At 71.2% G+C, this 26,187-nt stretch carries 23 protein-coding genes; 7 read left to right on the plus strand and 16 right to left on the minus strand.

All coding sequences use genetic code 11. From position 1 onward, the window contains the following. Positions 1–52 precede the first annotated feature (52 nt). Positions 53–2,869 carry an aconitate hydratase gene (locus ACH413_RS09195; RefSeq protein WP_360032833.1) on the plus strand — a complete coding sequence of 939 codons (2,817 nt, stop codon included), beginning with the start codon at positions 53–55 and terminating at the stop codon, positions 2,867–2,869. 122 nt (positions 2,870–2,991) lie between these two features. Then, positions 2,992–3,417 (plus strand): DUF1761 domain-containing protein, encoded by a 426-nt coding sequence (locus tag ACH413_RS09200; RefSeq protein ID WP_360032830.1) that lies wholly within the window; start codon positions 2,992–2,994, stop codon positions 3,415–3,417. Here ACH413_RS09200 and ACH413_RS09205 read toward each other — a convergent pair. From ACH413_RS09205 to ACH413_RS09255, 11 genes are all read right to left on the minus strand, one after another. Then, on the minus strand, positions 3,414–3,845 hold the full coding sequence (locus ACH413_RS09205) for a PH domain-containing protein (RefSeq protein ID WP_360032827.1): 432 nt from the start codon (positions 3,843–3,845) through the stop codon (positions 3,414–3,416). The genes ACH413_RS09200 and ACH413_RS09205 overlap by 4 nt on opposite strands. Continuing rightward, positions 3,845–4,342, minus strand: coding sequence for a 6,7-dimethyl-8-ribityllumazine synthase (gene ribH / locus ACH413_RS09210; RefSeq protein ID WP_086665621.1), 498 nt, complete (start codon positions 4,340–4,342; stop codon positions 3,845–3,847). The genes ACH413_RS09205 and ribH overlap by 1 nt, the downstream gene beginning before the upstream one ends. Further along, a complete protein-coding gene (locus tag ACH413_RS09215; protein ID WP_360032823.1) occupies positions 4,339–5,601 on the minus strand; it encodes a bifunctional 3,4-dihydroxy-2-butanone-4-phosphate synthase/GTP cyclohydrolase II in 1,263 nt (420 codons plus the stop codon). Before ACH413_RS09215 ends, ribH begins: the two co-directional genes overlap by 4 nt. After that, positions 5,598–6,218, minus strand: a complete 621-nt coding sequence (locus ACH413_RS09220) for a riboflavin synthase (RefSeq protein ID WP_360032821.1) — start codon at positions 6,216–6,218, stop codon at positions 5,598–5,600. Before ACH413_RS09220 ends, ACH413_RS09215 begins: the two co-directional genes overlap by 4 nt. 8 nt (positions 6,219–6,226) lie before the next feature. Then, positions 6,227–7,210, minus strand: a complete 984-nt coding sequence (gene ribD / locus ACH413_RS09225) for a bifunctional diaminohydroxyphosphoribosylaminopyrimidine deaminase/5-amino-6-(5-phosphoribosylamino)uracil reductase RibD (protein WP_360033817.1) — start codon at positions 7,208–7,210, stop codon at positions 6,227–6,229. 14 nt (positions 7,211–7,224) lie between these two features. Beyond that, a complete protein-coding gene (gene rpe / locus ACH413_RS09230; protein WP_360032818.1) occupies positions 7,225–7,890 on the minus strand; it encodes a ribulose-phosphate 3-epimerase in 666 nt (221 codons plus the stop codon). Between the two features lie 26 nt (positions 7,891–7,916). Next, positions 7,917–8,414, minus strand: a complete 498-nt coding sequence (locus ACH413_RS09235; RefSeq protein WP_360032815.1) for a flavoprotein — start codon at positions 8,412–8,414, stop codon at positions 7,917–7,919. A 539-nt stretch (positions 8,415–8,953) separates the two neighbouring features. Beyond that, entirely contained in the window at positions 8,954–10,405 is a 1,452-nt protein-coding gene (locus tag ACH413_RS09240; RefSeq protein WP_360032812.1) for an RsmB/NOP family class I SAM-dependent RNA methyltransferase, read from the minus strand. 109 nt (positions 10,406–10,514) lie between these two features. Then, positions 10,515–11,441, minus strand: coding sequence for a methionyl-tRNA formyltransferase (gene fmt / locus ACH413_RS09245; protein ID WP_360032809.1), 927 nt, complete (start codon positions 11,439–11,441; stop codon positions 10,515–10,517). A 2-nt stretch (positions 11,442–11,443) separates the two neighbouring features. Beyond that, positions 11,444–11,992: a peptide deformylase gene (def, locus tag ACH413_RS09250; RefSeq protein ID WP_360032806.1), complete on the minus strand. Its 549-nt coding sequence runs from the start codon at positions 11,990–11,992 to the stop codon at positions 11,444–11,446. A gap of 46 nt (positions 11,993–12,038) precedes the next feature. Continuing rightward, positions 12,039–12,188 carry a hypothetical protein gene (locus ACH413_RS09255; RefSeq protein WP_360032803.1) on the minus strand — a complete coding sequence of 50 codons (150 nt, stop codon included), beginning with the start codon at positions 12,186–12,188 and terminating at the stop codon, positions 12,039–12,041. Positions 12,189–12,308: 120 nt separating this feature from the next. Between ACH413_RS09255 and ACH413_RS09260 the strand changes: the two genes are divergently transcribed. From ACH413_RS09260 to ACH413_RS09270, 3 genes are read left to right on the plus strand one after another with little or no spacing between them, the layout of a single operon-like run. Beyond that, entirely contained in the window at positions 12,309–12,911 is a 603-nt protein-coding gene (locus ACH413_RS09260; protein ID WP_360032800.1) for a sigma-70 family RNA polymerase sigma factor, read from the plus strand. Then, positions 12,911–14,062 (plus strand): hypothetical protein, encoded by a 1,152-nt coding sequence (locus ACH413_RS09265; RefSeq protein WP_360032797.1) that lies wholly within the window; start codon positions 12,911–12,913, stop codon positions 14,060–14,062. Before ACH413_RS09260 ends, ACH413_RS09265 begins: the two co-directional genes overlap by 1 nt. A 10-nt stretch (positions 14,063–14,072) precedes the next feature. Further along, the gene (locus ACH413_RS09270) at positions 14,073–14,591 is read left to right on the plus strand and encodes a DinB family protein (RefSeq protein ID WP_360032795.1); all 519 of its coding nucleotides are present in this window, start codon (positions 14,073–14,075) and stop codon (positions 14,589–14,591) included. A 1-nt stretch (position 14,592) separates the two neighbouring features. On the opposite strand, the gene ggt is transcribed toward ACH413_RS09270, so the two are convergent. Then, entirely contained in the window at positions 14,593–16,362 is a 1,770-nt protein-coding gene (gene ggt, locus ACH413_RS09275) for a gamma-glutamyltransferase (protein ID WP_360032792.1), read from the minus strand. Positions 16,363–16,427: 65 nt separating this feature from the next. Between ggt and ACH413_RS09280 the strand changes: the two genes are divergently transcribed. Then, positions 16,428–16,895 carry a hypothetical protein gene (locus tag ACH413_RS09280; protein WP_330277405.1) on the plus strand — a complete coding sequence of 156 codons (468 nt, stop codon included), beginning with the start codon at positions 16,428–16,430 and terminating at the stop codon, positions 16,893–16,895. 4 nt (positions 16,896–16,899) lie between these two features. On the opposite strand, the gene ACH413_RS09285 is transcribed toward ACH413_RS09280, so the two are convergent. From ACH413_RS09285 to ACH413_RS09295, 3 genes are read right to left on the minus strand one after another with little or no spacing between them, the layout of a single operon-like run. Beyond that, positions 16,900–19,434, minus strand: coding sequence for a primosome assembly protein PriA (locus ACH413_RS09285; RefSeq protein WP_360032789.1), 2,535 nt, complete (start codon positions 19,432–19,434; stop codon positions 16,900–16,902). A 30-nt stretch (positions 19,435–19,464) separates the two neighbouring features. Then, positions 19,465–20,670, minus strand: coding sequence for a hypothetical protein (locus ACH413_RS09290; protein WP_360032786.1), 1,206 nt, complete (start codon positions 20,668–20,670; stop codon positions 19,465–19,467). A gap of 10 nt (positions 20,671–20,680) precedes the next feature. Continuing rightward, the gene (locus tag ACH413_RS09295; RefSeq protein WP_360032783.1) at positions 20,681–22,627 is read right to left on the minus strand and encodes a phosphocholine-specific phospholipase C; all 1,947 of its coding nucleotides are present in this window, start codon (positions 22,625–22,627) and stop codon (positions 20,681–20,683) included. Between the two features lie 113 nt (positions 22,628–22,740). Between ACH413_RS09295 and ACH413_RS09300 the strand changes: the two genes are divergently transcribed. After that, positions 22,741–23,226 carry a hypothetical protein gene (locus tag ACH413_RS09300; protein WP_360032780.1) on the plus strand — a complete coding sequence of 162 codons (486 nt, stop codon included), beginning with the start codon at positions 22,741–22,743 and terminating at the stop codon, positions 23,224–23,226. On the opposite strand, the gene ACH413_RS09305 is transcribed toward ACH413_RS09300, so the two are convergent. Further along, complete coding sequence (locus tag ACH413_RS09305; protein WP_360032777.1) at positions 23,213–26,077, minus strand: hypothetical protein; 2,865 nt, start codon at positions 26,075–26,077, stop codon at positions 23,213–23,215. The genes ACH413_RS09300 and ACH413_RS09305 overlap by 14 nt on opposite strands. Positions 26,078–26,187: the final 110 nt, after the last annotated feature.

The following is a 26,187-nucleotide window of genomic DNA, read 5'->3' on the forward strand; positions in this document are numbered from 1 at the left end:
TCTCCCCCATCCCGAACTGACCACCGCGCTGTCACCAGTTATGGAGTTGCACGTGACTGCACCAGCTAGCAAGGACAGCTTCGGCGCCCGCGGCACGCTCAACGTCGGCGACGCCTCGTACGAGGTGTTCCGGCTGAGCGCCGTGGAGGGCGCCGAGCGTCTGCCGTTCAGCCTGAAGATCCTGCTGGAGAACCTGCTGCGGACCGAGGACGGCGCGAACATCACCGCCGACCACGTGCGCGCTCTCGCCAACTGGGACCCGGCCGCCGAGCCGAGCACCGAGATCCAGTTCACGCCGGCCCGCGTCGTGATGCAGGACTTCACCGGTGTGCCCTGTGTCGTCGACCTCGCCACCATGCGCGAGGCCGTCACCCAGCTCGGCGGCGACGCCGAGAAGGTGAACCCGCTCGCGCCCGCCGAGCTCGTGATCGACCACTCGGTCATCGCCGACATCTTCGGCCGCCCGGACGCGTTCGAGCTGAACGTCGACCTGGAGTACGAGCGCAACCGCGAGCGCTACCAGTTCCTGCGCTGGGGCCAGACGGCGTTCGACGAGTTCAAGGTCGTCCCGCCCGGCACCGGCATCGTGCACCAGGTCAACATCGAGCACCTCGCGCGCGTCGTGATGGTCCGCAACGGCCAGGCGTACCCGGACACCCTCGTGGGCACCGACTCGCACACCACCATGGTCAACGGCATCGGCGTGCTGGGCTGGGGCGTCGGCGGCATCGAGGCCGAGGCCGCGATGCTCGGCCAGCCGGTCTCCATGCTGATCCCGCGCGTCGTCGGCTTCAAGCTGTCCGGCGAGCTGCCCCCCGGCGCCACCGCCACCGACCTCGTGCTCACGATCACCGAGATGCTGCGCAAGCAGGGCGTCGTCGGCAAGTTCGTCGAGTTCTACGGCGAGGGCGTCAGCGCCGTGCCGCTCGCGAACCGCGCCACGATCGGCAACATGTCGCCGGAGTTCGGCTCCACGGTCGGCATCTTCCCGATCGACGGCGAGACGATCGACTACCTGCGCCTGACCGGCCGTTCCGAGGAGCAGATCGCGCTCGTCGAGGCCTACGCCAAGGAGCAGGGCCTCTGGCACGACGCGTCCCGCGAGCCGGTGTTCTCCGAGACGCTGGAGCTGGACCTGGCGACGGTCGTCCCGTCCATCGCCGGCCCGAAGCGCCCGCAGGACCGCATCGAGCTGACCAACGCCAAGGAGTCGTTCCGCCAGGCTCTGGGCGCCTACGTCGCGCACACCGAGTCCGCGGAGCTGTCCGGTGTGGACGAGGCCGTCGACGAGTCCTTCCCGGCGAGCGACCCGGCCGCCATCCACGAGGGTGGCAACGGCTCGGGCGCGCCGAAGGTGTTCCAGTCCGCCGCCGAGGGCGCGACCGGCCGCGTGTCGAAGCCGGTCAAGGTCTCCCTCGACGGCAACGAGTTCGAGCTGGACCACGGCGCCGTCGCGATCGCCGCGATCACGTCGTGCACCAACACCTCGAACCCGTCCGTGATGCTCGGCGCGGCCCTTCTCGCGAAGAAGGCCGTCGAGCGCGGTCTCGAGCGCAAGCCGTGGGTCAAGACGACCCTGGCGCCGGGCTCGAAGGTCGTCATGGACTACTACGAGCGCGCCGGCCTCATGCCGTACCTGGAGAAGCTCGGCTTCCACCTGGTCGGCTACGGCTGCACCACCTGCATCGGCAACTCGGGCCCGCTGCAGGAGGAGATCTCGGCTGGCGTGCAGGAAGGCGACCTCGCGGTCGTCTCGGTGCTGTCCGGCAACCGCAACTTCGAGGGCCGGATCAACCCGGACATCAAGATGAACTACCTCGCGTCGCCGCCGCTGGTCGTGGCGTACGCGCTGGCCGGTTCGATGGACAAGGACATCACCACCGAGCCGCTCGCGTACGACCCCGAGGGCAAGCCGGTGTACCTGTCGGAGATCTGGCCGACCCCGGCCGAGATCGCCGAGGTCATCTCGACCTCGATCTCCGCGGAGGGCTTCACCAAGGGCTACACGAACGTGTTCTCCGGTGACGAGCGCTGGCAGTCGCTGCCCACGCCGACCGGTAACACGTTCGAGTGGGACGCCCAGTCCACCTACGTGCGCAAGCCCCCGTACTTCGAGGGCATGGAGATGGAGCCGAAGCCGGTCACCGACATCTCGGGTGCTCGCGTGCTCGCGCTGCTGGGCGACTCGGTCACCACGGACCACATCTCCCCCGCCGGTTCGATCAAGGCCGACTCGCCCGCGGGCAAGTACCTGACCGAGCACGGCGTGGAGCGCAAGGACTTCAACTCCTACGGCTCCCGCCGCGGCAACCACGAGGTGATGATCCGCGGCACGTTCGCGAACATCCGCCTGCGCAACCTGCTGCTCGACGACGTCCAGGGCGGCTTCACCCGCGACTTCCTGGCCGACGGCGCCCCGCAGACCACCATCTACGACGCGTCCGTGTCGTACGCGGAGGCCGGCGTTCCGCTGGTCGTGCTGGCGGGCAAGGAGTACGGCTCCGGCTCGTCGCGCGACTGGGCGGCCAAGGGCACCTCGCTGCTCGGCGTCCGCGCCGTCATCGCCGAGTCCTACGAGCGCATCCACCGCTCGAACCTCATCGGCATGGGCGTGCTGCCGCTGCAGTACCCGGCGGGCGACACCGCGTCGTCGCTGGGCCTCGACGGCACCGAGACGTTCGACTTCACCGGCGTCACGGAGCTGAACAACGGCACCACGCCGTCGACGGTGCACGTCGTCGCCACGAAGACGGACGGCTCGAAGGTCGAGTTCGACGCGGTCGTCCGCATCGACACGCCCGGTGAGGCCGACTACTACCGCAACGGCGGCATCATGCAGTACGTGCTGCGCAAGATGGTCCGCAGCTAGTCAACCCTGACGAAAGGGCCGCTCACCGCTGGGTGAGCGGCCCTTTCGCCGTTGATGCACTCGTAACGGTGGGCGCGCACCCCGCGATGCCAAGTCACCCTGATCACCGCGGGAGACCCCACATGAGCTTGACCGTGCTCGGCGACCTCAACTGGTTAGCCGTCATCGTGGCCACGATCACCTACTTCGCGCTGGGCATGGTCTGGTACGCGGAGTACGCCTTCGGCAGGGCCTACCAACACGCGTCCGGCCAGGACCTGAGCCCTCCGGAGAACCAGAGCGCGGCCGTCTACGCCGTCCCGTTGCTGACCTGCTTCGTCATCACGCTCGCGACCGCGATGATCGGCAACGCGTCGAACACCGACAACATCATGGAAGGCATCCTGCTCGGGCTCGTCGTCGGTGTCGGCATCGCGCTGCCGGTCCGGTTCGTGACGGGCGCCTACGACATGACGAAGCCCGCCCCGATCACCTTCGCGGCCATCGGAGCGGGCTATCACGTCGTCGGACTCACGCTCGCTGGCGCGATCCTCGGTCTGTGGGTCTAGACGCGCGCAGCCTTGTGCAGCTCACGCAACGCGCGCACGGACGACACGGCGTACTCGCGGTCCACGGCCTGCACGGCCATCACCGAGATGTACTCGTCCTCCGGCAGCTCCAGACGGGCCCACGCGGCGCCGTCCGGGAAGCTGACCGACAGCACGTCGTTCCAGTCGTAGTGGTGGGACGTCACGACGTTGCGCACGTCGACACCCGCAGCGTCGGCGGTGACGCGGGGACGGGTCAGCAGCAGCACACCACCCGCCAGCAGGAAGCCCAGCAGGATCATGGCGACCTGGTCGGACGTCCGGAAGATCACACCGGTCGGGGTGTTGCCCAGCAGCAGCCCCACGATCGTGAACACCACGACGAGACCGACCGCGCACGCCCACGCGACGCGGCGGATCTTCTTGGGACGCAACACGATGGACGTCATCACTCGAAACCCCGCTCGGTCCAGGGCTGACGCAGGCCGCGCAGCACCAGTGCCGTGTCGATCGCGGCGACGGTCGCCTCGTATCCCTTGTCCTCCACCGAGTCCGGCAGGCCGGCGCGGGCCAGGGCCTGCTCCTCGGTGTTCGTCGTCAGCACGCCGTTGCCGACCGGCGTGGACTCGTCCAGCGCGACACGGGTGAGCCCGTCGGTCACCGAGTCGCACACGTACTCGAAGTGCGGGGTGCCGCCGCGGATGACCACGCCCAGCGCGACCACGGCGTCGTGGTGACGTGCGAGTTCCTGCACCACGACGGGAAGCTCGATCGCTCCCGCCACGCGCACGACGGTCGTGTCGACGCAGCCGGCGTCCTCGGCGGCCTTGAGGGCGCGCTCGACGAGCTGGTCGGTGATCTTGGTGTGCCAGCGCGTCGCGGCGATCGCGACGCTCAGGCCCTTGCCGTCGAGCCTGGTCTGCTCTGGACGGCCCTCGCCGCTCATTCCTTGTCCTCCGTAGCGGAAACAACGGACTCGTACTGCTCGAGCTGGTGCAGTTCGTGGCCCATCCGGTCGCGCTTGGTGCGCAGGTACCGGAGGTTCTCCGGGTTCGGGGAGATCGGCAGCGGCACCCGGTCGAGCACGCGAAGACCGTATCCGGCCTCCAGGCCGACGCGCTTGGCCGGGTTGTTCGTCAGCAGCCGCATGGACTTGATGCCGAGCTCCACCAGGATCTGCGCGCCCGTGCCGTAGTCGCGCGCGTCCGCGGGCAGGCCCTGCGCCAGGTTCGCGTCCACGGTGTCCGCGCCCTCGTCCTGCAGCTGGTAGGCCTGCAGCTTGTGCATCAGGCCGATGCCGCGGCCCTCGTGGCCGCGCATGTACAGCACGACGCCACGGCCTTGTGCCGCAACGGCTTCCAGCGCCGCGTCGAGCTGCGGGCCGCAGTCGCAGCGCAACGAGCCGAGCACGTCACCGGTGAGGCACTCGGAGTGCACGCGCACCAGCACGTCCTCGCCGTCACCGATCTCGCCGTAGACCATCGCGACGTGCTCGATGCCGTCGAGCAGGCTGTCGTAGCCGTACGCGGTGAACACGCCGTGCGCGGTCGGGATGCGGGCCTCGGCGGCGCGCACGACCTGCGTCTCGACCCGGCGGCGGTACGCGATGAGGTCGGCGATCGTGATCAGCGCGAGGTCGTGGTCGGCCGCGAAGACCTCCAGCTCGTCGCGGCGCGCCATGTCGCCCTCGTCCTTCTGCGACACGATCTCGCAGAGCACGCCAGCTGGCGAGAGCCCGGCCAGGCGCGACAGGTCGACGGCGGCCTCGGTGTGCCCGGGACGGCGCAGCACGCCGCCGGCCTTGGCGCGCAACGGCACGACGTGGCCGGGGCGGTTGAAGTCGCTGGCCTTCGCGGTCGGGTCGGCGAGCAACCGGATCGTGCGGGCGCGGTCGGCGGCGGAGATGCCGGTGCTGACGCCCTCGCGCGCGTCGACCGTGACGGTGTAGGCGGTGCCGCGCGCGTCCTGGTTCGTGTGGAACATCGGCGGCAGGTCGAGGCGCTCGCAGTCAGCCTCGGTCAGCGGCACGCAGATGTACCCGGACGTGTAGCGGACCATGAACGCGATCAGCTCTGGCGTCGCCTTCTCGGCGGCGAAGATCAGGTCGCCTTCGTTCTCGCGGTCCTCGTCGTCCACCACGACCACGGGCCGTCCGGCGGCGATGTCCTTGATCGCGCGCTCGATGTCGGCGAAGTCGGTGCTCACTGGGCCTCCTCGCCCGCGATGGCCCGCAGGTGCGGGATCGCCAGTCGTTCAACGTACTTCGCCAGCACGTCGACCTCCAGGTTCACCACGTCGCCGGGCGTGCGACGCCCGAGCGTGGTGAGTTCAAGGGTCGTCGGGATGAGGCTCACGGTGAACTCGTCCTCGGAGACGGTCACGACCGTCAGCGAGACTCCGTCGACCGTGATGGAGCCCTTCTCCACGACGTAGCGGGCGAGGGCCGGCGGGAGTCCGATGTGGACGATCTCCCAGTGCTCGGCCTTCTCGCGCGCGAGAATCGTGCCGGTGCCGTCGACGTGGCCCTGCACGATGTGGCCGCCGAGGCGCTGGCCGACCGCGGCCGCGCGCTCCAGGTTGACCCGGTCACCCTCGGCGACCTTCGCGAGGCTGCTGCGCAGGAGGGTCTCGCGCATCACGTCGGCGGTGAAGGAGTCGTCCCGCACCTCCACGACGGTGAGACAGACGCCGTTCACCGCGATGGAGTCGCCGTGCTTCGCGTCGCTGGTGACGATCGGCCCGGCGATGCGGATCCGTGCCGCGTCCGGCAGGTCCTCCGTCGCTACGACGTGGCCGAGTTCCTCGACGATCCCGGTGAACACCGCTCCTCCTAATTTTCCGGAACCGCGCTGATCCGCACGTCCGGCCCGCTCATGGTGACGTCTTGCACGGTCAACCGGACAGCGTCCGTGATGGTTGACACGCCCGCTCCCAGCACCGCCGCGGGACCGTCCCCGAGCAGCACCGGCGCGATGTAGGCGAGCACGCGGTCGATCCTGCCCGCGCGCCAGAACGCGCCGGCCAGCGTCGGTCCGCCCTCCAGCAGCACGTCGACCACCCCTCGTTCGGCGAGTGCGGTCAGCACGTCGTCCGGGTGGTGCGTGCGCAGGTGCAGCGCGGTGTCCTGGAGCTTCGCTCCGACCGGCAGATCGCTCATGCCCACGACCACCGGCAACGGCTGGCGGGGCAACGGCATTCCACCGGCGTCCCTGGCCGTCAGCGCGGGGTCGTCCTCCCGGACCGTACCGGTGCCGACGATGATCGCGTCGAGCTTCGCGCGCATCTCGTGGACCTCCTTGCGGGAGATCTCCGAGCTGATCCACTGGCTGGTGCCGTCGCTCGCCGCGATCCGGCCGTCCAGCGAGGCCGCGTACTTCCACGTGACGTGCGGACGGCCCGTGCGCGCGTAGTGCAACCACGCCCTGAGGGGGCCGCGGCTGACCTCTGTCGCGAGGAGTCCGCTCTCGACGGTGATCCCGGCTTCTGCCAGCCGGTTCGCGCCGCCCGCCGCCCTCGGGTTCGGGTCGCTGACCGCGTGGATGACGTGCTTGATGCCGGCTTCGATGAGCGCTTCGGCGCACGGCGGTGTGCGGCCGTGGTGCGAACACGGTTCGAGGGTGACCACGGCCGTGCCGCCCCGTGCCTTCGTGCCCGCTTCTTTCAGCGCCATGACCTCGGCGTGCGGACCGCCGACCGGCTGCGTGCCGCCGAACCCCGCCGCGTCGCCGTTCTCGTCGAGGATGACGCACCCAACGGGCGGGTTGGGGCTGGTGGTGCCCCGCACCCGCTCGCTCTCCGCGATGGCGAGCGCCATCGCGTCCTCAGGCGTCACGTGGTCCTGATTCCCTGGGCGCCGGCCGCCTGGGCGCGCAACGCCTCGACGGCCTTGCCGGGGTCGGCGGCGTCGTACACGGCGGATCCGGCGACGAAGCAGTCCACGCCGGCCTCCGCCGCCTGTTCGATCGTGTCGGCGTTGATGCCGCCGTCGATCTCCACGACCAGCTTGAGGTGGCCGGTGTCGACGAGCCGACGGGCCTGGCGCACCTTGTCCAGCACGCCGGCCATGAAGCTCTGGCCGCCGAAGCCCGGCTCGACCGACATCACGAGCAGCGTGTCGTAGTGCTTCAGCACGTCGACGTACGGCTCCAGCGGGGTGCCGGGCTTGATGCTCAGCCCCGCCTTGGCCCCGGCGGCCTTGAGGTTCTTGGCCAGCGCGATGGGGTCGTCGGCCGCCTCGACGTGCACGGTCACGTTGTACGCGCCCGCTTCCGCGTAGCCGATGGCCCAGCGGTCGGGGTCCTCGATCATGAGGTGGCAGTCGATCGGGATGTCGGTCACCTTGAGCAGTGACTTCACCACCGGCAGGCCGAGCGTCAGGTTCGGCACGAAGTGGTTGTCCATGACGTCGACGTGGATCCAGTCCGAGGTGGGCACCGCGGCGAGCTCGTCGGCGAGGCGCGCGAAGTCGGCGGACAGGATGCTGGGGGCGATCATCGGCGTGTGGACCACAAGGGTGAAGTCTAGGTGTCCAGCAGGTCGAGCAGCCTGCCGGGAGGCTCGTCGGTGACCACTACGACACCCGCATTGGTGAGCGTCGTGACGTGCGTCTCCCACATCGGGTGACGGCGCTTGTCCGCGTTGGCCTGGGGCAGGACGACGACCTTGCAGCCCTCCACGCCGATGGCCTCGTTCAACGCGGTCAGCGCCTGGTTGTCGCCGATGCCCAGGGCCAGCTTGGCCACCGAGTTCGCGCTGGCGGGGGCGAAGATGAACGCGTCGGGCGTGGGGTAGGGCTTGGGCTGGCTCGGCATCCGCGGCTCCCAGCGGATCGGGAGGTCCGTGAGCGCCTGCAGCTTGTCCAGCTCTCCGGCTTCCTCGAACCACGGGGCGACGGCCGGGGTGAACGTGATGGCCAACCGCCACCCCCGTTGCGCGGCGGGTTCAGCGAGCTCGGTGCGGAACCACGTCTCCACGCCGCCGCACCCCGATGCCACCAGTCCCAGCAGTCGACCCGTCACGTTGTTGATGTTAGGCCGGGCAGCCAGCCGGTTTCGCCGGCCGTCGGCGCTGCCGCACGACCAGGTCGTCCAGCAGCTCTACCGGCTGCCGCGGCCGGGCCTCTTCCGCGGCCGTCCTGCCCCACCAGCCGCGACAGGCCCTGTCGACAGCCTCCTGCCCACCAACCGCGGCCGGCCCTGCCCACAGCCGCCCTACCAGCAGCGCAGTCCCGCAGCCGCCAAGCCGGCCATCGGGCAACCAGCGGCGGCGACCACCACCCCCGCTGGCCCAGCCACAACTTTGCCGAGCATGGCGCCACTCTCGCCGAGCCGGCCGCCGTCCCACTCGGCCGACCGCCGCCCGACACCGCCTCGATGCCGCTCTCTCGCCGCCGCATCCGTTGTGCCACAGGCAAACCGCCGCCCACAGCCCTACGCGACCACGGGCCCCGCAGCGCCTACCGTCACCCGAACCGGTGAACTCCGCTCCCGTTCCACCCCACAACGGCGACGAGGCCCGAAACCTGTCGGACCCCGTCGCTAGCGTCCTTCACGAGCGCTCAAACAGGGCGTCGCAGCACCGCGCAGAACATCGCGTCGGTGCCGTGCAGATGGGGCCACAGCTGAACGTGCGGGCCTTCCCCGAGGTCCGGAACTCCCGGGAAGAACTCCCGCGTGTCCAGCACTTCGACCCCGGTGCGCTGGGCGACGTCCGTCACCACCCCTACGGTCTCGGAGAGATGAGGTGAGCACACGACATAAGCCACGACGCCGCCAGGCCGCACCAGCCGCAACGCCTCGGTGAGCAGCTCACGCTGCAGCTTCGTGAGCGTGCCGACGTCGGCGGGCTGGCGCCTCCACCGCGCCTCCGGGCGCCTGCGCAGCGCGCCGAGACCGGTGCAGGGCGCATCGACCAGCACGCGGTCGAACGCTCCTTCGACGAAGCCGGTCTCGAGGCCGTCGGCCACCTCCACGGTGACCGGCAGGCCTGAGGTGAGCTTGCGCACGAGCTCGGCGCGGTGGGGCGCCTTCTCGACGGCGATCAGTTCGCCGCCCTCGATGCCGACCAGCGCGGCCAGCAGGGCGGCCTTGCCACCGGGGCCCGCGCAGAGGTCCAGCCAGCGGTCGTCCGTACCCCCGTTGTCGCCGCCCTGGAGCGGCGCGCGCGTCAGGGCCAGGGCGCACAACTGGCTGCCCTCGTCCTGGACGTTGGCGAGGCGTTCCCGGACGGGCTCGAGATCGCCCGGGTCGCCCGCTCCAGGCTCCAGGTGCACGCCGTAGGGCGAGTACGGCGCCACGTCGCCGCCGGTGATGGCGGCGAGCTCGTCGGCGCTCACCTCGCCGGGACGTGCCACCAGGTGCACGGCCGGGCGGGCGTCGTCCGCCGCGAGAGCCAGCTTCAGCGGTTCCTCGCGGCTGCCGAGGGCCTCCGCGAACGCCTGCGCGATCCAGCGCGGGTGGGCGTGGGTGAAGGCCAGGTTGCCGATCGGGTCGGTGTCCGGGTCGGGTGCGAGCTCGTCGACCCAGGCGGCCTCGTCCTGCTCGGCCACCCGGCGCAGGACGGCGTTGACGAAGCCGGCGATGCCGGACCCGAGCTCGCCCCGCACGAGGTCGACGGTGGAGGCGACCGCGGCGTGGGACGGGATCCGGGTGCGCAGCAGCTGGTACGTGCCCAGCCGCAACGCGTCGAGCGCCGAGCCGTCCACTTCGGACAGCGGGCGGTCCGAGCACGCCTCGATGACGGCGTCGAGCAGGCCCTGGGCCCGCGACGCGCCGTAGGTGAGTTCGGTGGCGAGCGCGGCATCACGGCCGGTGATGCGGCGGTCGCGCAGCATCTGCGGCAGCACCAGGTTCGCGTACGCGTCACGTTGCCGCACGGCGCGCAGGGTCTCCAGCGCGGCGAGGCGTGCCGGATCCTCCACGGGTGGCCGGGCGGGTCCGGTGCGCCGCTTCGGCGGGTGGGGCCTGCTCGGGCGGGAAGGCTTGGAAGCGCCTCGCGGGTGGCCGGTCATGCGTTGTACTCCACTGTCTCTGGCTCCCCTGCGGCGGCGCGGGTCACGCGCGCCACGGTCCTGTCCTGCCGCTCACAGGCGACGCCTGCCGAGCTCGTCCAGGAGCACGTCATGCGATGCGCTCCCCTGATTCGATCCGCACGCCGCGCGCCCAGTCGGTGGCGGCCATGCGCTTCTTGCCCTGCGCCTGGACCTCACCGAGGGCCACGGCGGTGGTGGCGGTGCCCACGAGCACGCGTTTGCGCTCGACGAGCACCTCACCGGCCGGCAGCGTCACGTCGGCGACCGGCGTGACGGGGCCGAGCTTGAGCCGCTCGCCCCGGAACTCGGCCCACGCGCCGGGCTCCGGTGTCACGGCGCGCGCCAGGCGGTCGACGGCCGTGGCGGGCGTGGTGAAGTCGAGGCGCGCGTCCTCGACGGAGATCTTCGCGGCGTAGGTGACGCCGTCGTCGGGCTGGTCGACGGCGCGCAGGGTGCCGTCCTCGATGCCGTCCACAGTGGACAGCAGCAGGTCGGCTCCGGAGAGGGACAACCGGGTCAGCAGGTCGCCGGAGGTGTCGCGGTCGCGCACCTTCTCGGTCACCACGCCGAACACCGGGCCCGCGTCGAGTTCCTTCACGATGCGGAACGTCGAGGCGCCGGTGATGTCGTCGCCGTTGCGCACGGAGGCCTGCACCGGCGCGGCGCCGCGCCACGCGGGCAGCACGGAGAAGTGGAGGTTGACCCAGCCGAACTTGGGGACGTCGAGCGTCCGTTGCGGAAGGAGGTTGCCGTAGGCGACGACCGGGCAGAGGTCGGGTTCCAGCGCGCGCAGGCGCTCCAGGAACTCGGGCTCTCCCGCCTTGGCCGGGGTGAGGACCTCGATGCCGTGCTCGTCGGCGAGCGCGCCGACCGGGGAGCGCTCGAGCCTGCGGCCTCGGCCGGAGGGGGCGTCGGGGCGGGTGACCACGGCGACGACGTCGTGGCGGGAGGAGTCGATGAGGGCGCGCAGCGAGGGCAGTGCGACCTCGGGCGTACCGGCGAACACGAGTCGCATGGTCAGCTGGACCTGCCGAAGAGTGGGTGCGGGCTCTGCTTCAAGGTGGGGACCGTACCGTCGAACCACTCGGACTGCCGGATTTCCCGCATGGCCTGCTTGCGGGTGTCGGCGTCGAGGCGGTCGAGGAACAGCACTCCGTCGAGGTGGTCCGACTCGTGCTGGATGCAGCGGGCCAGCGTCTCGGTGCCTTCGACCTCGACGGGCTCACCGTGCATGTTCCAGCCCTTGGCCACCACGTGCAGGTGGCGCTTGCAGTCCCACGACATGCCGGGGATCGACAGGCAGCCTTCGGAGCCGTCCTGCATCTCCTCACCGACCACGTCCCAGGTGGGATTGATGAGGTGCCCCGCGAAACCGTCGCAGTGGTACGTGAACACGCGCAGTCCAACACCGAGCTGAGGCGCGGCGAGTCCCGCTCCGCCGGCGTCCTGCATCGTGTCCCACAGGTCCTTGACCAGGGTGCGCAGTTCCTTGTCGAAGTCGGTGACCTCGGTGGCCGCGGTGCGCAGCACTGGGTCGCCGAACAGGCGGATGGGTTGGACGGTCACGCAATGCTCCTCGTGTGGACTGGAGGCCAGTCTACGAGGAGCGCGGTCAGTGCTCGGACGCGCTGCCGAGGAAGATCACGCTCACCAGCGCCACGGCGAAGTGGCCGGTGAAGCGCAGCGCCGTCAGCACGGGACGCAGCAGCGCGTGGAAGTCGATGTGGGCGGCCGGGGCGTGGGAAACAGTGGTCGTCGTCATGGTGTCAACTGTGCCGTTCGCGCAGGTCAGCTCACATCGGCTCGGAGTATCGAGCCTGTGTCAGCCCGAGGTAGGAAGATCGGGTGCAACACTCGGCCGGAAGGTGGACACCTTCGGGTCATGAGGCTGATGCGACCGATCTGGGAGGGGGCGGCCGGCGTGCGCGAGGACGCCCCGTCGGACGCCGAACTGTGGACCCGCGGCGACGAGCACGCGTTCAGCGAGCTCTACGACCGCTATGCCGAGGCGGTGTGGAACCACGCCTACCGGCTGACCGCGTCGTGGTCGACGGCGGAGGACCTGACGTCGGCGACGTTCATGACCGCGTGGCGCCGCCGCGCCGAGATGACGCTCGTCCGGGACAGCGCGCTGCCGTGGCTGTTCACCGTCGCGGGCTTCCTGGCGCGTTCGGAGTTCCGCCGCAAAGCGCGGTTCACCCGGCTGCTGCACCGCGTGCCGCGCAACGAGGTGCAGCGCGACCACGCCGACGACGTCGCGGAGTCGCTCGACCACGAGGCCAGGCTGCGCGAGGTGCTGGAGGCGGTCGAACGTCTCCCCCGCGCCGAACGCGAGGCCGTGGAGCTCGTGCTGTTCGGCGAACTGTCCGTCGCGCACGCCTCCGAGGCCCTCGGGGTCGCCGAGGCGAGCGTCCGCTCCCGCATCTCCCGCGCTCGTGCCCGCCTGCGCAAGCAACTCTCCTACGACACCCTGGAGGTGGAGTGATGGCCTTCGACCTGCCGCCCCGCCGCGAACTCCCCGCCGAGGTCAAGGACCGCATGCGCCCGGCCTTCGAAGACTCCCGCGAGGAGCCCGAACGCCGCGGCCGCGCGCCGCTGGCCGTGGCCGCCGCCGTGCTCCTGATCGCCGGAGGTGTCGCCGCCACGCAGTTCGTCGTGCAGCCGTTCATCCACCAGGCCCGCCCCGGCAACGAGCGCGTCGTCCAGCCCTCCGGCCAGGACCTGGCCCGGTGCCGCACCGCGCTGGGCGACCAGGACTGGCAGTCCGCCGAGATGGTGGAGTTCGGCCTGCGCAAGGTCCTGATCGGCCTGGACGGCCGTTTCTGCGAGCTCACCCGTTCTCAGGCCTTCGTCGCGGCGGACGGTTTCCGGCCGGCCGCGCTGCAGGAGGGCTCGGTCGCCTATCGCTCCGGCCGGGTCATCGCCGGCGTTCCCCGCTCCGGCGCGCGGACCGTGAAGGCCAGGCCGAAGCCGGGCTCCTCCCAGAGCTTCGAGCCCGAGGCCGGCGTCGTCACCCCGCACTTCTTCGTCATCGAGACCCGGCACAACGTCTCCGCGCTCGACCTCGTCTTCGACGACAGGGCGATGCCGATGCCCGTCATCCCGGAGAACTCCGCGACCGGGTCGGAGAGCTACGAGAGCGGCGACGCGAACCCGTGGACGCCGGTCAACCTCATCGCCAGGTGCACGGACCAGGCCTACGCGATGGGTGTGAGCGCAGCCGAACTCCAGGGCTGGGAACCCATGCTGGCAGCGGGCCTCGACCAGCACGACGGCATGGTCGTCGCCCATCGTGAGCACGACGTGTGGGCCGGCTGCTCCTTCAGCGGCGGCTCGTCCGGTCCGACCACCTGGGAACAGCTGCGCATGATCACCGAGAAGCCCGAGAAGCCCGTCCTGCTCGGCACGCACGAGGCCGAGTCGACGCTCATGGTGGTCGGGCGCATCAAGCGGTCGGTCAACACCGTCGAGGTGTCCGACGGCGACGGGTCCTCGGTGACCGCGGACGTCGTGGACGGTCACTTCCTCGCCGCCGTCCCCGTCAACAGGGACGACAAGACCGAATACGCCCAACGCCTGCACGTCGTCGGCCACGACACCGACAACGCGGTCGTGTACGAGGGCGGGTTCGAGTGATCATGGAGCCATGACCTGGACCGCACCTGAAGTCGACATCACCGACGAACCGCTCCTCGGGGCGGAACGCCCGATGCTGGAGGCGTGGCTCGACCGCCATCGAGCCACGTTCCTGGGCAACTGCGCGGGGCTCACCGGCGAGCAACTGGCCGAGGAGTCCGCGGCGCCGTCGAACCTGAGCCTGCTGGGCCTGATCCGGCACCTCGCGGACGTGGAACGCGTCTGGTTCCGCGTCCGCCTGGCGGGCCAGGACGTGCAGGCCGTGCACAGCAAACCGGGCGACTGGGACGGCGCCTTCGAGGGCCTCGACCCGGCCCGAGCCGAGGCCGAGTACGCCTATCTGGTGGCCGAAATGGCCGAGGCCCGCGCGGCTGCCGCCACGCGGGACCTCGACGACGTCTTCCTGCACGAACGGGTGGGCGAGATCTCGGTGCGCTGGCTCTACGTCCACCTGACCGAGGAGTACGCGCAGCACAACGGCCACGCCGACCTCCTCCGCGAACGCATCGACGGACGCACCAACAACTAGCTCAGCCCACCTTCACCACGCGGGCCGCGCCACCTCCGCGCCTCGTCGGCTCGGCGACCGCGCGCCAGCGGCCGTCCTTGGCCCGTTCGACGGCCGTGGCGGCGCCGATCTCGGCGTTCTGGCTGAACCTGTGCCCGATGGCCTGCAGGCCTGCGGTGGTCGAGGCGGCGATGAACGCGGCCTCCGCCGGGGTGGTGGCGGCGTTGCGCTGGGAGGCGCGCGGGGCCGCGACGGCGTCGACCAGGGACATCTTGCGGTCGAGGCGGCCGGTCAGGATCTGGGCGACCGTGGTGATGATCGTGGCGCCGCCCGGTGAGCCGACGGCGAGCACGACCTTGCCTTGGTCGAGGACGATCGTCGGGGCCATCGACGAGCGCGGGCGCTTGCCGGGGCCGGGGAGGTTCGGGTGCGGGACGCCGGCGGTCGGGGCGACGAACTCGAAGTCGGTGAGCTCGTTGTTGAGCAGGAAGCCGCGGTTCGGGACGACGATGCCGCTGCCGCCCTCCGCCTCGATGGTCAGGGTGTAGGCGACGACGTTGCCCCAGCGGTCGGCGGTCGTGAGGTGCGTGGTGCGTTCGGCGTCCTCACGCAGGGCAGAGAGTCCGGCGGTGGCCTCACACGCCTTGGGGTCGCGCGGGTCGGCGGCGGGCTGCGGGGCGGGCAGCACGGCGTCGGGCTTGATCAGGCAGGCGCGGCTGTCGGCGAACTTCTGCGAGAGCAGGCCCTCGGTCGGCACGCGGGAGAAGGCGGGGTCGCCCACCCAGCGCAGGCGGTCGGCGAAGGAGAGCTTGGTCGACTCGATGAAGCGGTGCAGGTACTCGACGTCGGAGACCTTCGACAGGTCGGTCGACTCGAGGATGTTGAGCGCCTCGCCGACGGTCGTGCCGCCCGACGACGGCGCCGCCATGCCGTAGACGTCGAGGCCGCGGTAGCTGGTACGCGTCGGGTCGCGGCGTTCGACCTGGTAGCGGGCCAGGTCGGAGAGCTGCATGTCGCCGGCGCGGACGTTGCGGGTCGAGCCGGGCACGACCGGCGGCTTCTGCACGGCCTTCACGAGGTCGCGGCCGACCGCGCCGCCGTAGAGCGACGCCAGTTCGGTGCGGGCGAGTTCGCGGTAGGTGTCGGCGAGCTGCGGGTTGCGGAACGTGCTGCCGACCGCGGGCGCCTGGCCGCCGGGCAGGTACAGGTCGCGGGTCGAGGTGAAGTCGGCGAAGCGGGCGGCGTTGTTCGTGATCTGCGAGTTGAACGTCTGGTCGACGACGAAACCACGCCGTGCCAACGCTTCCGCGGGCGCCATGGCCTCACGCAGGTTCAGCGTGCCCCACTTGCGCAGTGCCTGCTGCCACGTCTTGGGCGTGCCGGGGACCCCGACGGACTTGCCGCTGGTCATCGCCTCGGCGAACGGCAGTGGCTGGCCGTTCTCGACGAAGAGCTGGTCGGTCGCGGACCGCGGCGCGGTCTCCCGGCCGTCCAAAGTGGACACGCGGCCGGTGCGGGCGTCGTAGTGGACGAAGAACCCGCCGCCGCCGATGCCCGCGCTGAACGGGTCGGTCACGCCGAGCGCGGCGGCGGTGGCGACGGCGGCGTCGACGGCGTTGCCACCGCGGCGGAGCACGTCGATGCCGATCTGGGACGCGTCGGGGTCGACGCTCGAGACAGCGCCTCCCCAGCCCACCTGCTCGGGCACGCGTGGCGATGATTCCGCCGCTCCTGCCGGGGCAGGAGCGACCAGTACGACGGAGAGCGTCAGTGCGGCAACCGTTCGCAACATGCGGAAACTTCTACTCCGTTGTCACCGGATGGCAACACCCCTTGAGGAAGGCCTAAGGTGCGGGCGTGTCGATCGATCTTGATCAGTTGCGAACCGATTTCACGAACACCCCGCTCGACGAGGCCGACCGCGAGGACGCGCTGCACCTCCTGCTGCGCGAGCGCCGCGACGAGGACGCCGGCCTGCTGCGCCACCTCCTGGCCGAGGAGACCGCCGCACACCAGGAGGGCTGGGGCGTGCGCGAAGCGTTGGTGCTCGCCGCCCTGCTGCTCGCCGAATGCGGGCGTGAAGAGGACGTCTGGGCCCTCTGGGAGGCCAAGAACGCCTCCTTCGACACGATGGCAGGCCTCGACGGCTTCCTGCTGTTCCCGGCGGGCATCGCGGGCACGACGGCGCACGTGATCGCGGGTGAGGAGCACCCGGAACGCGGCGACCTCATGACCTACATGAGCGAGTACCTCGAGTACGAGAAGCTGACCGACGAGGACATCCGCGAGCACATCGCCGGCCTGCGCTCCCACTTCGCGAACTGAGCGCCTACAGGACCTCCAGCGGGTCGAGCTTGATGCGCACCAGTTCCTGCTCCTTGCGCGCCGTCCGCACGGCCTGCGCCTCGGCCAGCACGGCGGCCAGCTGACGGCCCTCGCCGCGGGCGACCCGCACCAGGGCTCGTTCCTTGGTCTCGTCGTCGCCCAGCGGCACCGGGCCGAGGACCTCGCCGGTGGGCGGCAGCCGGAGTTCGTCGAGCAGGGCGTTCACCGCGTCCGGGGTGCCGTCGACGGTCGCCATCCGGACCGCGGGCGGGAAGCCCAGCTCGGTCCGCGCGGCGAGTTCGGTGGCGGCGTGCCACACCGGGTCCCAGCGGACCAGGGCCTGCACCGGGGTCAGCGACGAGTCCGCGATCACGACCACCCGCCCGTTGCCGGGCCTCACCAGGCCCGCCGCCGTCATCCACCGCCGGAGCGCCTCCTCGGCGGCGCGGAGGTCGGCCCTGCCCAGCAACGCCCACCCGTCGAGCAGCAGCACGGCACCGTAGCCGCCCTCGGCCACGGGTTCGGCGCCCGGCGTCGCGACCACCAGCGAGGGCCTGCCCGGCACCTTGGTCAGCACCTCGTCCGCGCCGCTGGTCCGCACCGGAATCCCGGGAAACGCCCGCCCGAGCTCCTCCGCCGTGCGCCGGGCCCCGATGATCTGCCCGCGAAGCTTGCGCGACCCGCACGTGGGACAACGGAACGCGGCCTCCGTCGCCGCGCACCACCGGCAATAGGCGGGCTTCGGCAGCCCGTCCTCGGTCCCGCCCGGCAACGCCAGCGGCCCCGCGCACCGGCGGCACCGCGCGGGCCCCCGGCACTGACCGCAGGCGAGCGACGGCACGTAACCACGGCGCGGCACCTGGATCAGCACCGGCGAGTCGGTGAGCGCGAACCGGGCGGCGTCGAACGCGATGGACGGAAGCCGGGCCGTGCGGGCAGCGGGGTCCTTGACGTCCTGCCACTCGTTGTCGCCCACCGACACCACCCGCGGCGCCACGGACCTCAACGTCTCGCGCGACGCCACGATCTCGTGCGCCCAGCCCGTCTCGACCAGCAACTGCGCCTCGGCCGTGCGGGCGAACCCGCCGATGAGCAGCGCGGCCCCCGTCATGTGCGCGCGCTGCACCAACACGTCACGCACGTTGGGATACGGCGACCGCTGCTCGACGTGCAGATCGTCACCGTCGTCCCACACGACCAACAGCCCAGGATTCTGGACCGGCGCGAACGCCGTGGCCCGCGTACCGACCACCACCCGCGCCACACCCCGGCGGACCAACAACCAGCGCTTGTAGCGCTCCGACGGCCCGAGGTCGGCCGACAGCGTCACGACGCCTTCGATCAGCTGGCCACACGCCTCGGCGACACGGGCCAGGTCGCGGTGGTCGGGAACGACGATGGCCACCCCACGCCCGGACGACGCGACGGCGGCGGCCGCCTCCGCGAGCCGGGCGGGCCAGTCCTCGGCGGGCAGCGCCTGCCAGACGGCGTGGGCGGGCCGGCCCTCGTGCAGGGCCTCCAGGTACTTGGGGCCGCGGGGATAGCGCGCCCAGGCGTCGGCGGGGACGGGAGGCAGCTGCGAACGCCCGGCGGCCGCTTCGGGAAGCGACACGGCTTCGGCCGGCGAGTCTGCTTCGGGATGCGAAGCGGGTTCAGGCTGTGCAGCGGGTTCGGCCGGCGAAGCGGATCCGGGGTGCGCAGCGGATCCAGCCTGCGGAACAGCTCCGGGATGCGAAGCGGGTTCGGCCGGCGAAGCGGATCCGGGCTGGGAAGCGGGTTCGGTTGGTGGGACGGCTCCGGTCGACGGGAGCGCTGCGGGGTGCGAAAGGGCCTCGGCCTGCTGCGCCTCGGGCTGCGAGCCCGTCTCGGTCTGAGGAACCCCGATCTGCGGCACGGCTCCGATCTGCGGCACGGCTCCGGTCGGCGGCACAGCTCCGGAATGAGATGCACCGTCGGCCCGCCGCGTCTCGGTCTGCGAAGCCTCCACAGGCGATGAAGCGGCTTCGGCCTGCCGCTCCTCGGTCTGCGCAGCCACCTCGGGCTGCGAGGCCACCACGGTCAGCAGCGCGGCTCCGCCCTGTGGCGCCTCGGCCGGCGGCTGACCCACCCACGCGGGCAGCTGGGGCAGCGGCGGCGGCTCCGCTGAGGCGGCGGCTTCCGCTCGGGCGTGCCGGGGCGGGATGGCCAGGCGCAGCACGTCGATCATGCCGCCCGCGTACCTGTCGGCGATGGCACGGGCGAGGGTGGCGATCTCGGGTGCGAGGACCGGTTCGGGTGACACGACCTTCTCGATGAAGGCGAGTTTCTTGCCGTACTCCGAGGTTTCGGCTCGCTCCAGCAGGTAGCCGTCGACGAGCTGGCCCGCGAACCTCACCCGGACGCGGCAGCCCGCGACGGCGGCTTCGTCCAGTTCGGACGGAACCGAGTAGTCGAAAGGGCGGTCCAGGTGGGCCAAGGGGACGTCCACCACGATCCGGGCGACCGGCAGCGACTCCGCGGGGACCCGCTCCCCTTTTCTCGCTGCGGTCTTCGCGTTCATGCCTCCTGGTGTATCAGACACCCCCGACAGTCACGCGTTGCGCCTCACCAAACCGGTGAAGCCCGCCACGAACAGGGTCGCGAACGCCCAGGCCAGGATCTGCAGCAGCCAGGTGGTGGCCAGGACCACCTGGCCTGCGCTCGCGCCCGAGTCGACCGTGCAGCGGGTGGCGTCGACCTTGACCAGCGGTGTCGCCACGTTCAGGGCGTAGCCGACCTGTTCCACGGTCGAGCAGCGGACGGCTCCGGAGATCAACACCACACCGACCGACACTGCGAGCACGCCGGCCAGCCACACGAGCGCGAGGCCGGGGCGGTAGCCGTGTCCGACGGTCACGCCTCGGATCAGGTGCCAGGCGCGGCCCCATCGCGAGAGCTGGCCGCGGCGGCGCAGGTCGCGTTGCTGGGCCACCCGGATCCGCCGCACGTCGCGTTCGTGCCCCGCGCCCTGGTGCGCGGCGGCGAGCTGGGCCCAGGGTTGCGCCGAGTAGCGCAGGGTGCGCGCCGGCAGGAACGCCAGCCAATCGTCCAAAGTGGCGTCTCGCGGCAGGCCCTCGTAGGTCAGGCCTTCGAGCTGCGCCCTGCCCTCGACGCCCTCGAAGGGCAGGAACAGTTCCTTGCCCACGCGCACGTGCCGCAGGTCGAGCGCCACCTCGGGCGAGCTGAAACGGCCCTCCCTCAGGACGAGCTGCCCGTCGACCCGCGTCCCGCGCATCCGCACCGACGCGTGCTTGCCGCCACCGGAGATGTGGCACCCCTGGGACAGGAAGATCCCGTCGCCGACCCGCAGGTCGACCAGGAAGATCCCGCCCTCGAAACGCGCGCCGACGCACCGGAGCACGGCCGAGATCTGCGATCCGCTCAGCGTCACCGAACCCGCGGCGTGGAACCCGTCGTCCAGGTACACGCTGCCGCCGATGCGCATGTGCAGCGCGTCGATCGACTCCGGGGCGCTCAGACGCGCGCCGCTCAGGCTGAGGTTGTGCTCCACGGACAGGCCCCGCGCGTGCACGGCGGGCGCGGTCAGGCCGCGCAGGTCCAGCTGCGAGAACTGCGCCCGGTCGAGCAGCACCGGCTGCTCGGTCGTGCAGTCGCGCAGCACCAGCGGTTTCTTCGCCACGACGTCGGACAGGTCGAGCTGACCGGTGATCTTCGCCCCGACGAGCACGAACCCGCCGGGATCCAGTAAGTCGTGCTCGATCATCCGCCGCCGGATCTCATCCCCCTTGATCTCCACGGGGGCAACGTTATCCGGAGATCGACTCCTGGCCGTTCTCGATGTGACCGCACAGACGACGGCGGAACCGGGGCTCCTCCTCCACCGTCACCGTCAGGTCGTACCAGCCGGAGTTCATGACGGTCAGCCATGGGATGACGTGACGATGTCCCGGCCTCACAACGTAACGACGCCGCCCCAGCACGAACGTCAGCCGCGACGATCCGCTGTTCTCGAACGTCAACGTCAGCACACGGCTGTATCCACGCACCGACGACGAGACGCGCGCACGGTCAGAGGAAGACCCAGCGAACTCACGCCGGAAGCCGTTGGGACCCAGCAACACGAGGTCGTGATCACCGGCGACCTCGAGCGACGCCGACGACGCGACGTCGAAGTGCTGCGGCAGCGCGAACTGGCCCGAGTACGGGTACAGCGCGAAGTGCACGGACGCCGATCCGGAGTTCGACATGTCCAGCGTCGACCCGCGCAACGAGGCGTCCGGCTGGTACGGCAGAGCGCGCGCACGTCGCCGTCCGGCCTCCTGCTCCGGCATCTTCTGCTCGGACGGAGGCGCGGGACGCCAGCGCGGCGTCGCGGGCGGCACGGCGGCGGGCTCGCCGACCTCGGGCCACGTCCGGCGCCGGTCGAAGTCGAACGCCGAGGTCAGGTCACCGGCGACGGTCCGGCGCCACGCGGAGATCTCCTCCGACCGCACCCCGGTCCACTTCTCCAGGAACCGCGTCATCGACGTGTGGTCGAACACCTGCGAGTTCACGTAACCACCGACGGACCACGGCGAGACGACGGTCATCGGCACGCGCGCACCCAGCCCCAACGGCCGGTCGCCCACGTACTCGTCGGCGACGGACAACGGCGGGCGCGGCGGCGGCACGTGGTCGTAGAAGCCGTCGTTCTCGTCGTAGGTGATGAACAGGACCGTGGACTCCCACACCTCCTGGTTGGACGCCAGCGCGTCCAGCACCTGGTAGGTGATCGAGGCGGAGGCGGCGGGCGACGACGCGCCGGGGTGTTCCGAGTCCACAGAGGACGGAACCAGGTACGACACGGCGGGCAACCGGCCCGCGACGACGTCCGCCCGGAACGTCTCCCCCAGCCCACCGGGCTTCACCCGGTGCAGTCCGCGCGAGTACAGCGACTTCTCCGCCGCGGAGAGCTTCGAGAGGTCCAGCGAGCCGATCAGCGCGGGGTCACCGGTCCCGTACAGCTTGTCCAGCGACTTGAACCCGGCGGGCAGCACCTTGCGCGCGATCTCCTTGAACCGCACGTAGAACTCCAGGTTGTTGTCCTGGAAGTTGTCCCACTCCTGGTACACGCGCCACGACTTCCCCGCCGCCTCAAGGCGTTCCGGGTACGTCTTCCACGTGTACCCGGTGTGGGTGTCCTCGCTGTAGGCCGCGTTGCCGGTCGCACGGCCGCCGGACGGCTCGAAACCCGTGTACCCGGACACCCAGTAGTTCCGGTTCGGCGAGGTCGAGGACGGCACCGAGCAGTGGTAGGCGTCGCACAGCGTGAACGTGTCCGCGAGCTCGTAGTGGAACGGGATGTCCTGGCGCGTGTAGTACGCCATCGTCGCCCCGGTCTTCGCCGGCACCCAGTTGTCGTTCCACCCGCCGCGCAACGCCGAGTGCCCGCCGTTCCAGCTGTGGTCCAAGTCGCCGATGTACTGGATGTCCCGCCCGGACGCCGCCTCACGCACCGGGAACGGCAGCACGCCCGACTGGTTGAACACGCCCTTCAGCGCGTTGCGGTCGGAGAACCCGCGCACGCCGCGGAGGGTCCCGTAGTAGTGGTCGAACGAGCGGTTCTCCTGCATCAACAGCACGACGTGCTTGATCGCGCGCAACCCTCCCGCACGGGGCTCACGGGCCAACGCGGCGTACACCGACGGCGGCAGCAGCGTGCCCGCACCGGCTGCGGCGACGGCAGCCATGAACCCACGACGAGAGAGCGACATGAACGGAGTTTGTAGCCTCGCAAGGTGTCGCGGAACCGACCTTTGGTTAGCGTTCGGGCAACGCGCGGTTGTGACTCTCTCCCCAGGCAAGACACAGAAGAGGGGAAACGACCATGAGACTGCGCATTGCCGCCGCCGCGCTCGCCATCGGGCTCTGCACCGCCGGTGTCGCCCAGGCCGACGAGGTGCCGCCGGAGTTCCAGAACAGACCCACGCCCGCGAACTGCTACAACGCCGTGCCCACGATCGTCGGCGCGGGCTTCATCGTCGGCGGGCCGGGACCGGACGTGATCGTCGGCAGCAACGGGCCGGACACCATCCTCGGGCTGGGCGACAACGACATCATCCTCGGGCTCGGTGCCGACGACACCATCTTCGGTGGAGACGGCAACGACCTGGTGTGCGCCGGCTGGGGCCCGGACCAGGTCCAGGGCGGCGACGGCCACGACACCGTCTACGGCGAGGCCGGCGACGACGACATGCTCGGCGGCGACGGCATGGACCTGCTGTCCGGCGACCTGAACTTCGACCGCGGCGACGGCCAGCTCGGCTTCGACTTCTGCCCGCCTTCGACGGAGGTCACCGTCAGCTGCGTGTGACCGCCTGCCGCAACAGGATCTCCGTGGCCGGGTCGGGTCCCACCCCGAGCTGCCGCAACGAGTCCAGCACGCGCGCACGGACCTCCTCGGTCCTTTGTGGATTCCGTGCGCGCAACGCGGCGGCGAGCGCCAGCCGGTGCCCACGCGGTTCGAACGGCTCCAGGTCCAGCGCCCGGTCGGCGAGGTGACGGGCCTGCGCCGGATCCCCGGTGACGAGCCGGAGTTCGCCCAGCGCCAGCAGGTTGCCGACGTGCCGCTCCCTGATCCGGGCGATCTCCGCCTCGCACAGGTCGGTCAGGTCCGGGAGCGGCTCACCTCGCCACAACGCGACGGCCTCGCTCTGCCTGGCCGTGTCGCTCAGCTCGTGGAACGACCACAGATCCACCGTCAGCAGGTCGCTGCGGACGAGCCGGAGGGACTCGCTGTCGCTGCGCAGGAAGTAACTGGCCTCACCGCCCGTCCGACCCGGCTCCAGCAGCCGCCGGAGGTGGGTCATCGTCACGCGCAGGTTCCTCGCGGCGCTCGCGGGGTCCAGGTCGGGCCACAGCAGGTCGATCGCCTGGGCACGGGTGATCACGGTGCGCACCACGAGAAGGCCGAGGAGCTGGCGGACGCGGGCGCGGCGCAGTTCCGGAGCCGGTGCGGTGAGGCCGTTCCTGGTGACCCGCATCGGGCCGATGACCTCGATGCCGATCGGATGCTCCGGCGGCGAGGGCACGGTGGCCAGGAGCTTGAGGGCACCGGCGGCGAGGCCCGGATCTCTGGCCAGCTCGCGGAACCGGCGGTGCGCGGCAGGTCCGACGCGGTCCGCCAGCCAGGTGCCCAACGCGGTCCTGCCTCTCGCGGCCTGACGGGCGGCGAGTTCCGCCGACCACGGCAACGGGAGGAAGCAGAGGGCGTGTTCCGCCGGCAGCTCGGTGCGGAGATCTCCTTGCCTGGCCTGCAGGAACGCCCGTCCCGCCGCACGGGCCCTGCGGTGGGACGGGCCCAGATCGGTGCTGTCCCAGCGTTCCCTGAGTTCGTCGCTGAGCACGTAGCCCAGCGTCAGGAACCGGCGCAGGTGCCGTTCGGCGACCTTGACGTCCACGGGCCATCGGGCCAGGTGCTGCTTGTAGAGGTCGCGGGCCAGTTCTTCGTCGCCGCGGGTGACGGCGGCCGCCGCCTGCGCCGCACACGTCAGCACCGCGTCGCGCGGATTGTCCTGCTCGGCCGACAACTCGGCGGTGGTCTCGCCGAACGACGCGGCGATGACCGCGTGAAAGGCCCGCGCCACGAACTCGTCGCGAGCCGTGCCGTCCTCGTCGTCTCCTTGGAACTCAACGGGTTCACCGTCGAACCACCGCGCCGTGGCGACGTGCCGGCGGGACAGGTCGCCGGTGAGCATCCGGCCGGCCAGTTCGGCCGCGTCCTGGCCCCGCCCGCACAGCGCGAGGCAGTGCACGTGGAACCGCGTCGTGGACACCGCAAGCGCTTGGGGCACCTCACTCGTGGGCGCCTGGGCGAGGTGGACGAGCGCGGTCTCCGGGTCGCCGGCGAGCTCGGCGATCACCGCGGCGACGCTGTGCCGGAGCAGTCTCAGCACGGGTGACCGCGCTTCAAGTCGTTGTGCCCGTTGGGCGACGGCGGCCAGCCTGGTGAGGTCTCCCCTCGAATGCGCGGTGATCACGGCCTGTCCCAGCGCCACCGCCGCGCCGTCGTGGTCACCTGCGTCGAGCCACTGCGCACAGGCCCGGTCGACCAGGCAGTCGATGGCCGGGTCGGTGAAGTCGTCGGCGTGCCGGACGGCGGCGGTGAGCAACAGGAACGCCGGCTCCTGGAGTCGGTGTGCCGGAACCGCTTCGAGCCATCGGCGGGCCGTCGCGCCGGGCAGGACCGACAGCGTGGTCCGCACGAGTTCGACCGCCAGGCGCGCGAGCAGCGTCCAGTCGCCGGCCCGGCACGCGACCCGTCCGGCCCCCGCCAGTTCGCCGCGCTGGACCAGCACTTCGGCCGCTTTGGCGCGCATGTGCGCGGTGGGCAGAACGCTCGCCCACAGGTCGTGAGCCCGGTAGCGGCCGTCGTCGAGGCGGTCCACCAGCGGAACGGTCCGGACGAGGTGTTCCACGTCGGTGTCCGTACCCGCCACCGCGCCGATCTCCGCGGCGGTCGCGGTTCCGAGGATCACCAGTGCCGCCAACGTTTCCCGCGTCGGTGCGGACAGGCGGCTCAGCACCTCCTCGGCGGCGTAGCGCCAGGACGCGGCCGGACCGGCGGTGAGGGACAGCCTGATCAGCGCGGGCCAGCCGTGCAGGTCCTCGGTGAGCTCCCGGCCGAACCTCGCGGCCAGCGCGGACGTTTCGGCGTCGGTGAAGGCCAGGTCGGCGGTCTCGATCGTGGCCACCTCCCCCGCGGCCTCCCTGCGCGCCAGCGGAAGGCCCGGCACGACACGTCCGGACAGGACGAGGTGCGCGGTGGCCGGCAACGCGCGGGCGAGGGTCGCGAGCAGCTCCGCGCCGGGTGATCCGTCCGGGACCTCGTGCACGTCGTCGAGCAGCAGGCACACGTCGAGCGGGGCTTTGCGGTGCAGCGCCTGGAGGATCTCCGCCGCGCCGGCCTGGGATCCGCGTTCTGCCGCGAGGGCGTCCAGGATCGCGGTGGCGAGCCGGGTCGCGTCCTCGTGGCCGGGACCGCAGGTGACCCAGGCGTCGACGCCGCGTGGTTCCAGGAGGTTCGCGCGCACCGCCTGGGCCAGCGCGGTGGTCTTGCCGAAGCCCGCGCCGGCGGTCACCAGCGTCACCGGGCGGCACCAGCGGCCTCTCAGGCGGTCGACCAGCCGCGGGCGGGCCAGCTCGACGTCGAGCGGGCGCGGCACCGCGTGCAAGCCTGTCTGGTCGTCCCCCACTCACTGCGGAGGCCCGCGAGAGACCCGAAATACGCGAAACGGCCCGCCTCCGGGTGGAAGCGGACCGTTCGGGCGTGCGG

The sequence above is a fragment of the Lentzea sp. NPDC020367 genome (genome assembly GCF_044387305.1).
Taxonomy (GTDB): Bacteria; Actinomycetota; Actinomycetes; order Mycobacteriales; family Pseudonocardiaceae; genus Lentzea.

Excerpts from the sequence above, each read along its gene's own strand:
- ACH413_RS09200 (WP_360032830.1), top strand. The coding sequence starts at position 2,992 with ATGAGCTTGACCGTGCTCGGCGACCTCAACTGGTTAGCCGTCATCGTG.
- ACH413_RS09205 (WP_360032827.1), bottom strand. The coding sequence starts at position 3,845 with ATGACGTCCATCGTGTTGCGTCCCAAGAAGATCCGCCGCGTCGCGTGG.
- ribH (WP_086665621.1), bottom strand. The coding sequence starts at position 4,342 with ATGAGCGGCGAGGGCCGTCCAGAGCAGACCAGGCTCGACGGCAAGGGC.
- ribD (WP_360033817.1), bottom strand. The coding sequence starts at position 7,210 with ATGGCGCTCGCCATCGCGGAGAGCGAGCGGGTGCGGGGCACCACCAGC.
- rpe (WP_360032818.1), bottom strand. The coding sequence starts at position 7,890 with ATGATCGCCCCCAGCATCCTGTCCGCCGACTTCGCGCGCCTCGCCGAC.
- ACH413_RS09240 (WP_360032812.1), bottom strand. The coding sequence starts at position 10,405 with ATGACCGGCCACCCGCGAGGCGCTTCCAAGCCTTCCCGCCCGAGCAGG.
- fmt (WP_360032809.1), bottom strand. The coding sequence starts at position 11,441 with ATGCGACTCGTGTTCGCCGGTACGCCCGAGGTCGCACTGCCCTCGCTG.
- ACH413_RS09255 (WP_360032803.1), bottom strand. The coding sequence starts at position 12,188 with ATGACGACGACCACTGTTTCCCACGCCCCGGCCGCCCACATCGACTTC.
- ACH413_RS09260 (WP_360032800.1), top strand. The coding sequence starts at position 12,309 with ATGAGGCTGATGCGACCGATCTGGGAGGGGGCGGCCGGCGTGCGCGAG.
- ACH413_RS09265 (WP_360032797.1), top strand. The coding sequence starts at position 12,911 with ATGGCCTTCGACCTGCCGCCCCGCCGCGAACTCCCCGCCGAGGTCAAG.
- ACH413_RS09270 (WP_360032795.1), top strand. The coding sequence starts at position 14,073 with ATGACCTGGACCGCACCTGAAGTCGACATCACCGACGAACCGCTCCTC.
- ggt (WP_360032792.1), bottom strand. The coding sequence starts at position 16,362 with ATGTTGCGAACGGTTGCCGCACTGACGCTCTCCGTCGTACTGGTCGCT.
- ACH413_RS09285 (WP_360032789.1), bottom strand. The coding sequence starts at position 19,434 with ATGAACGCGAAGACCGCAGCGAGAAAAGGGGAGCGGGTCCCCGCGGAG.
- ACH413_RS09295 (WP_360032783.1), bottom strand. The coding sequence starts at position 22,627 with ATGTCGCTCTCTCGTCGTGGGTTCATGGCTGCCGTCGCCGCAGCCGGT.
- ACH413_RS09300 (WP_360032780.1), top strand. The coding sequence starts at position 22,741 with ATGAGACTGCGCATTGCCGCCGCCGCGCTCGCCATCGGGCTCTGCACC.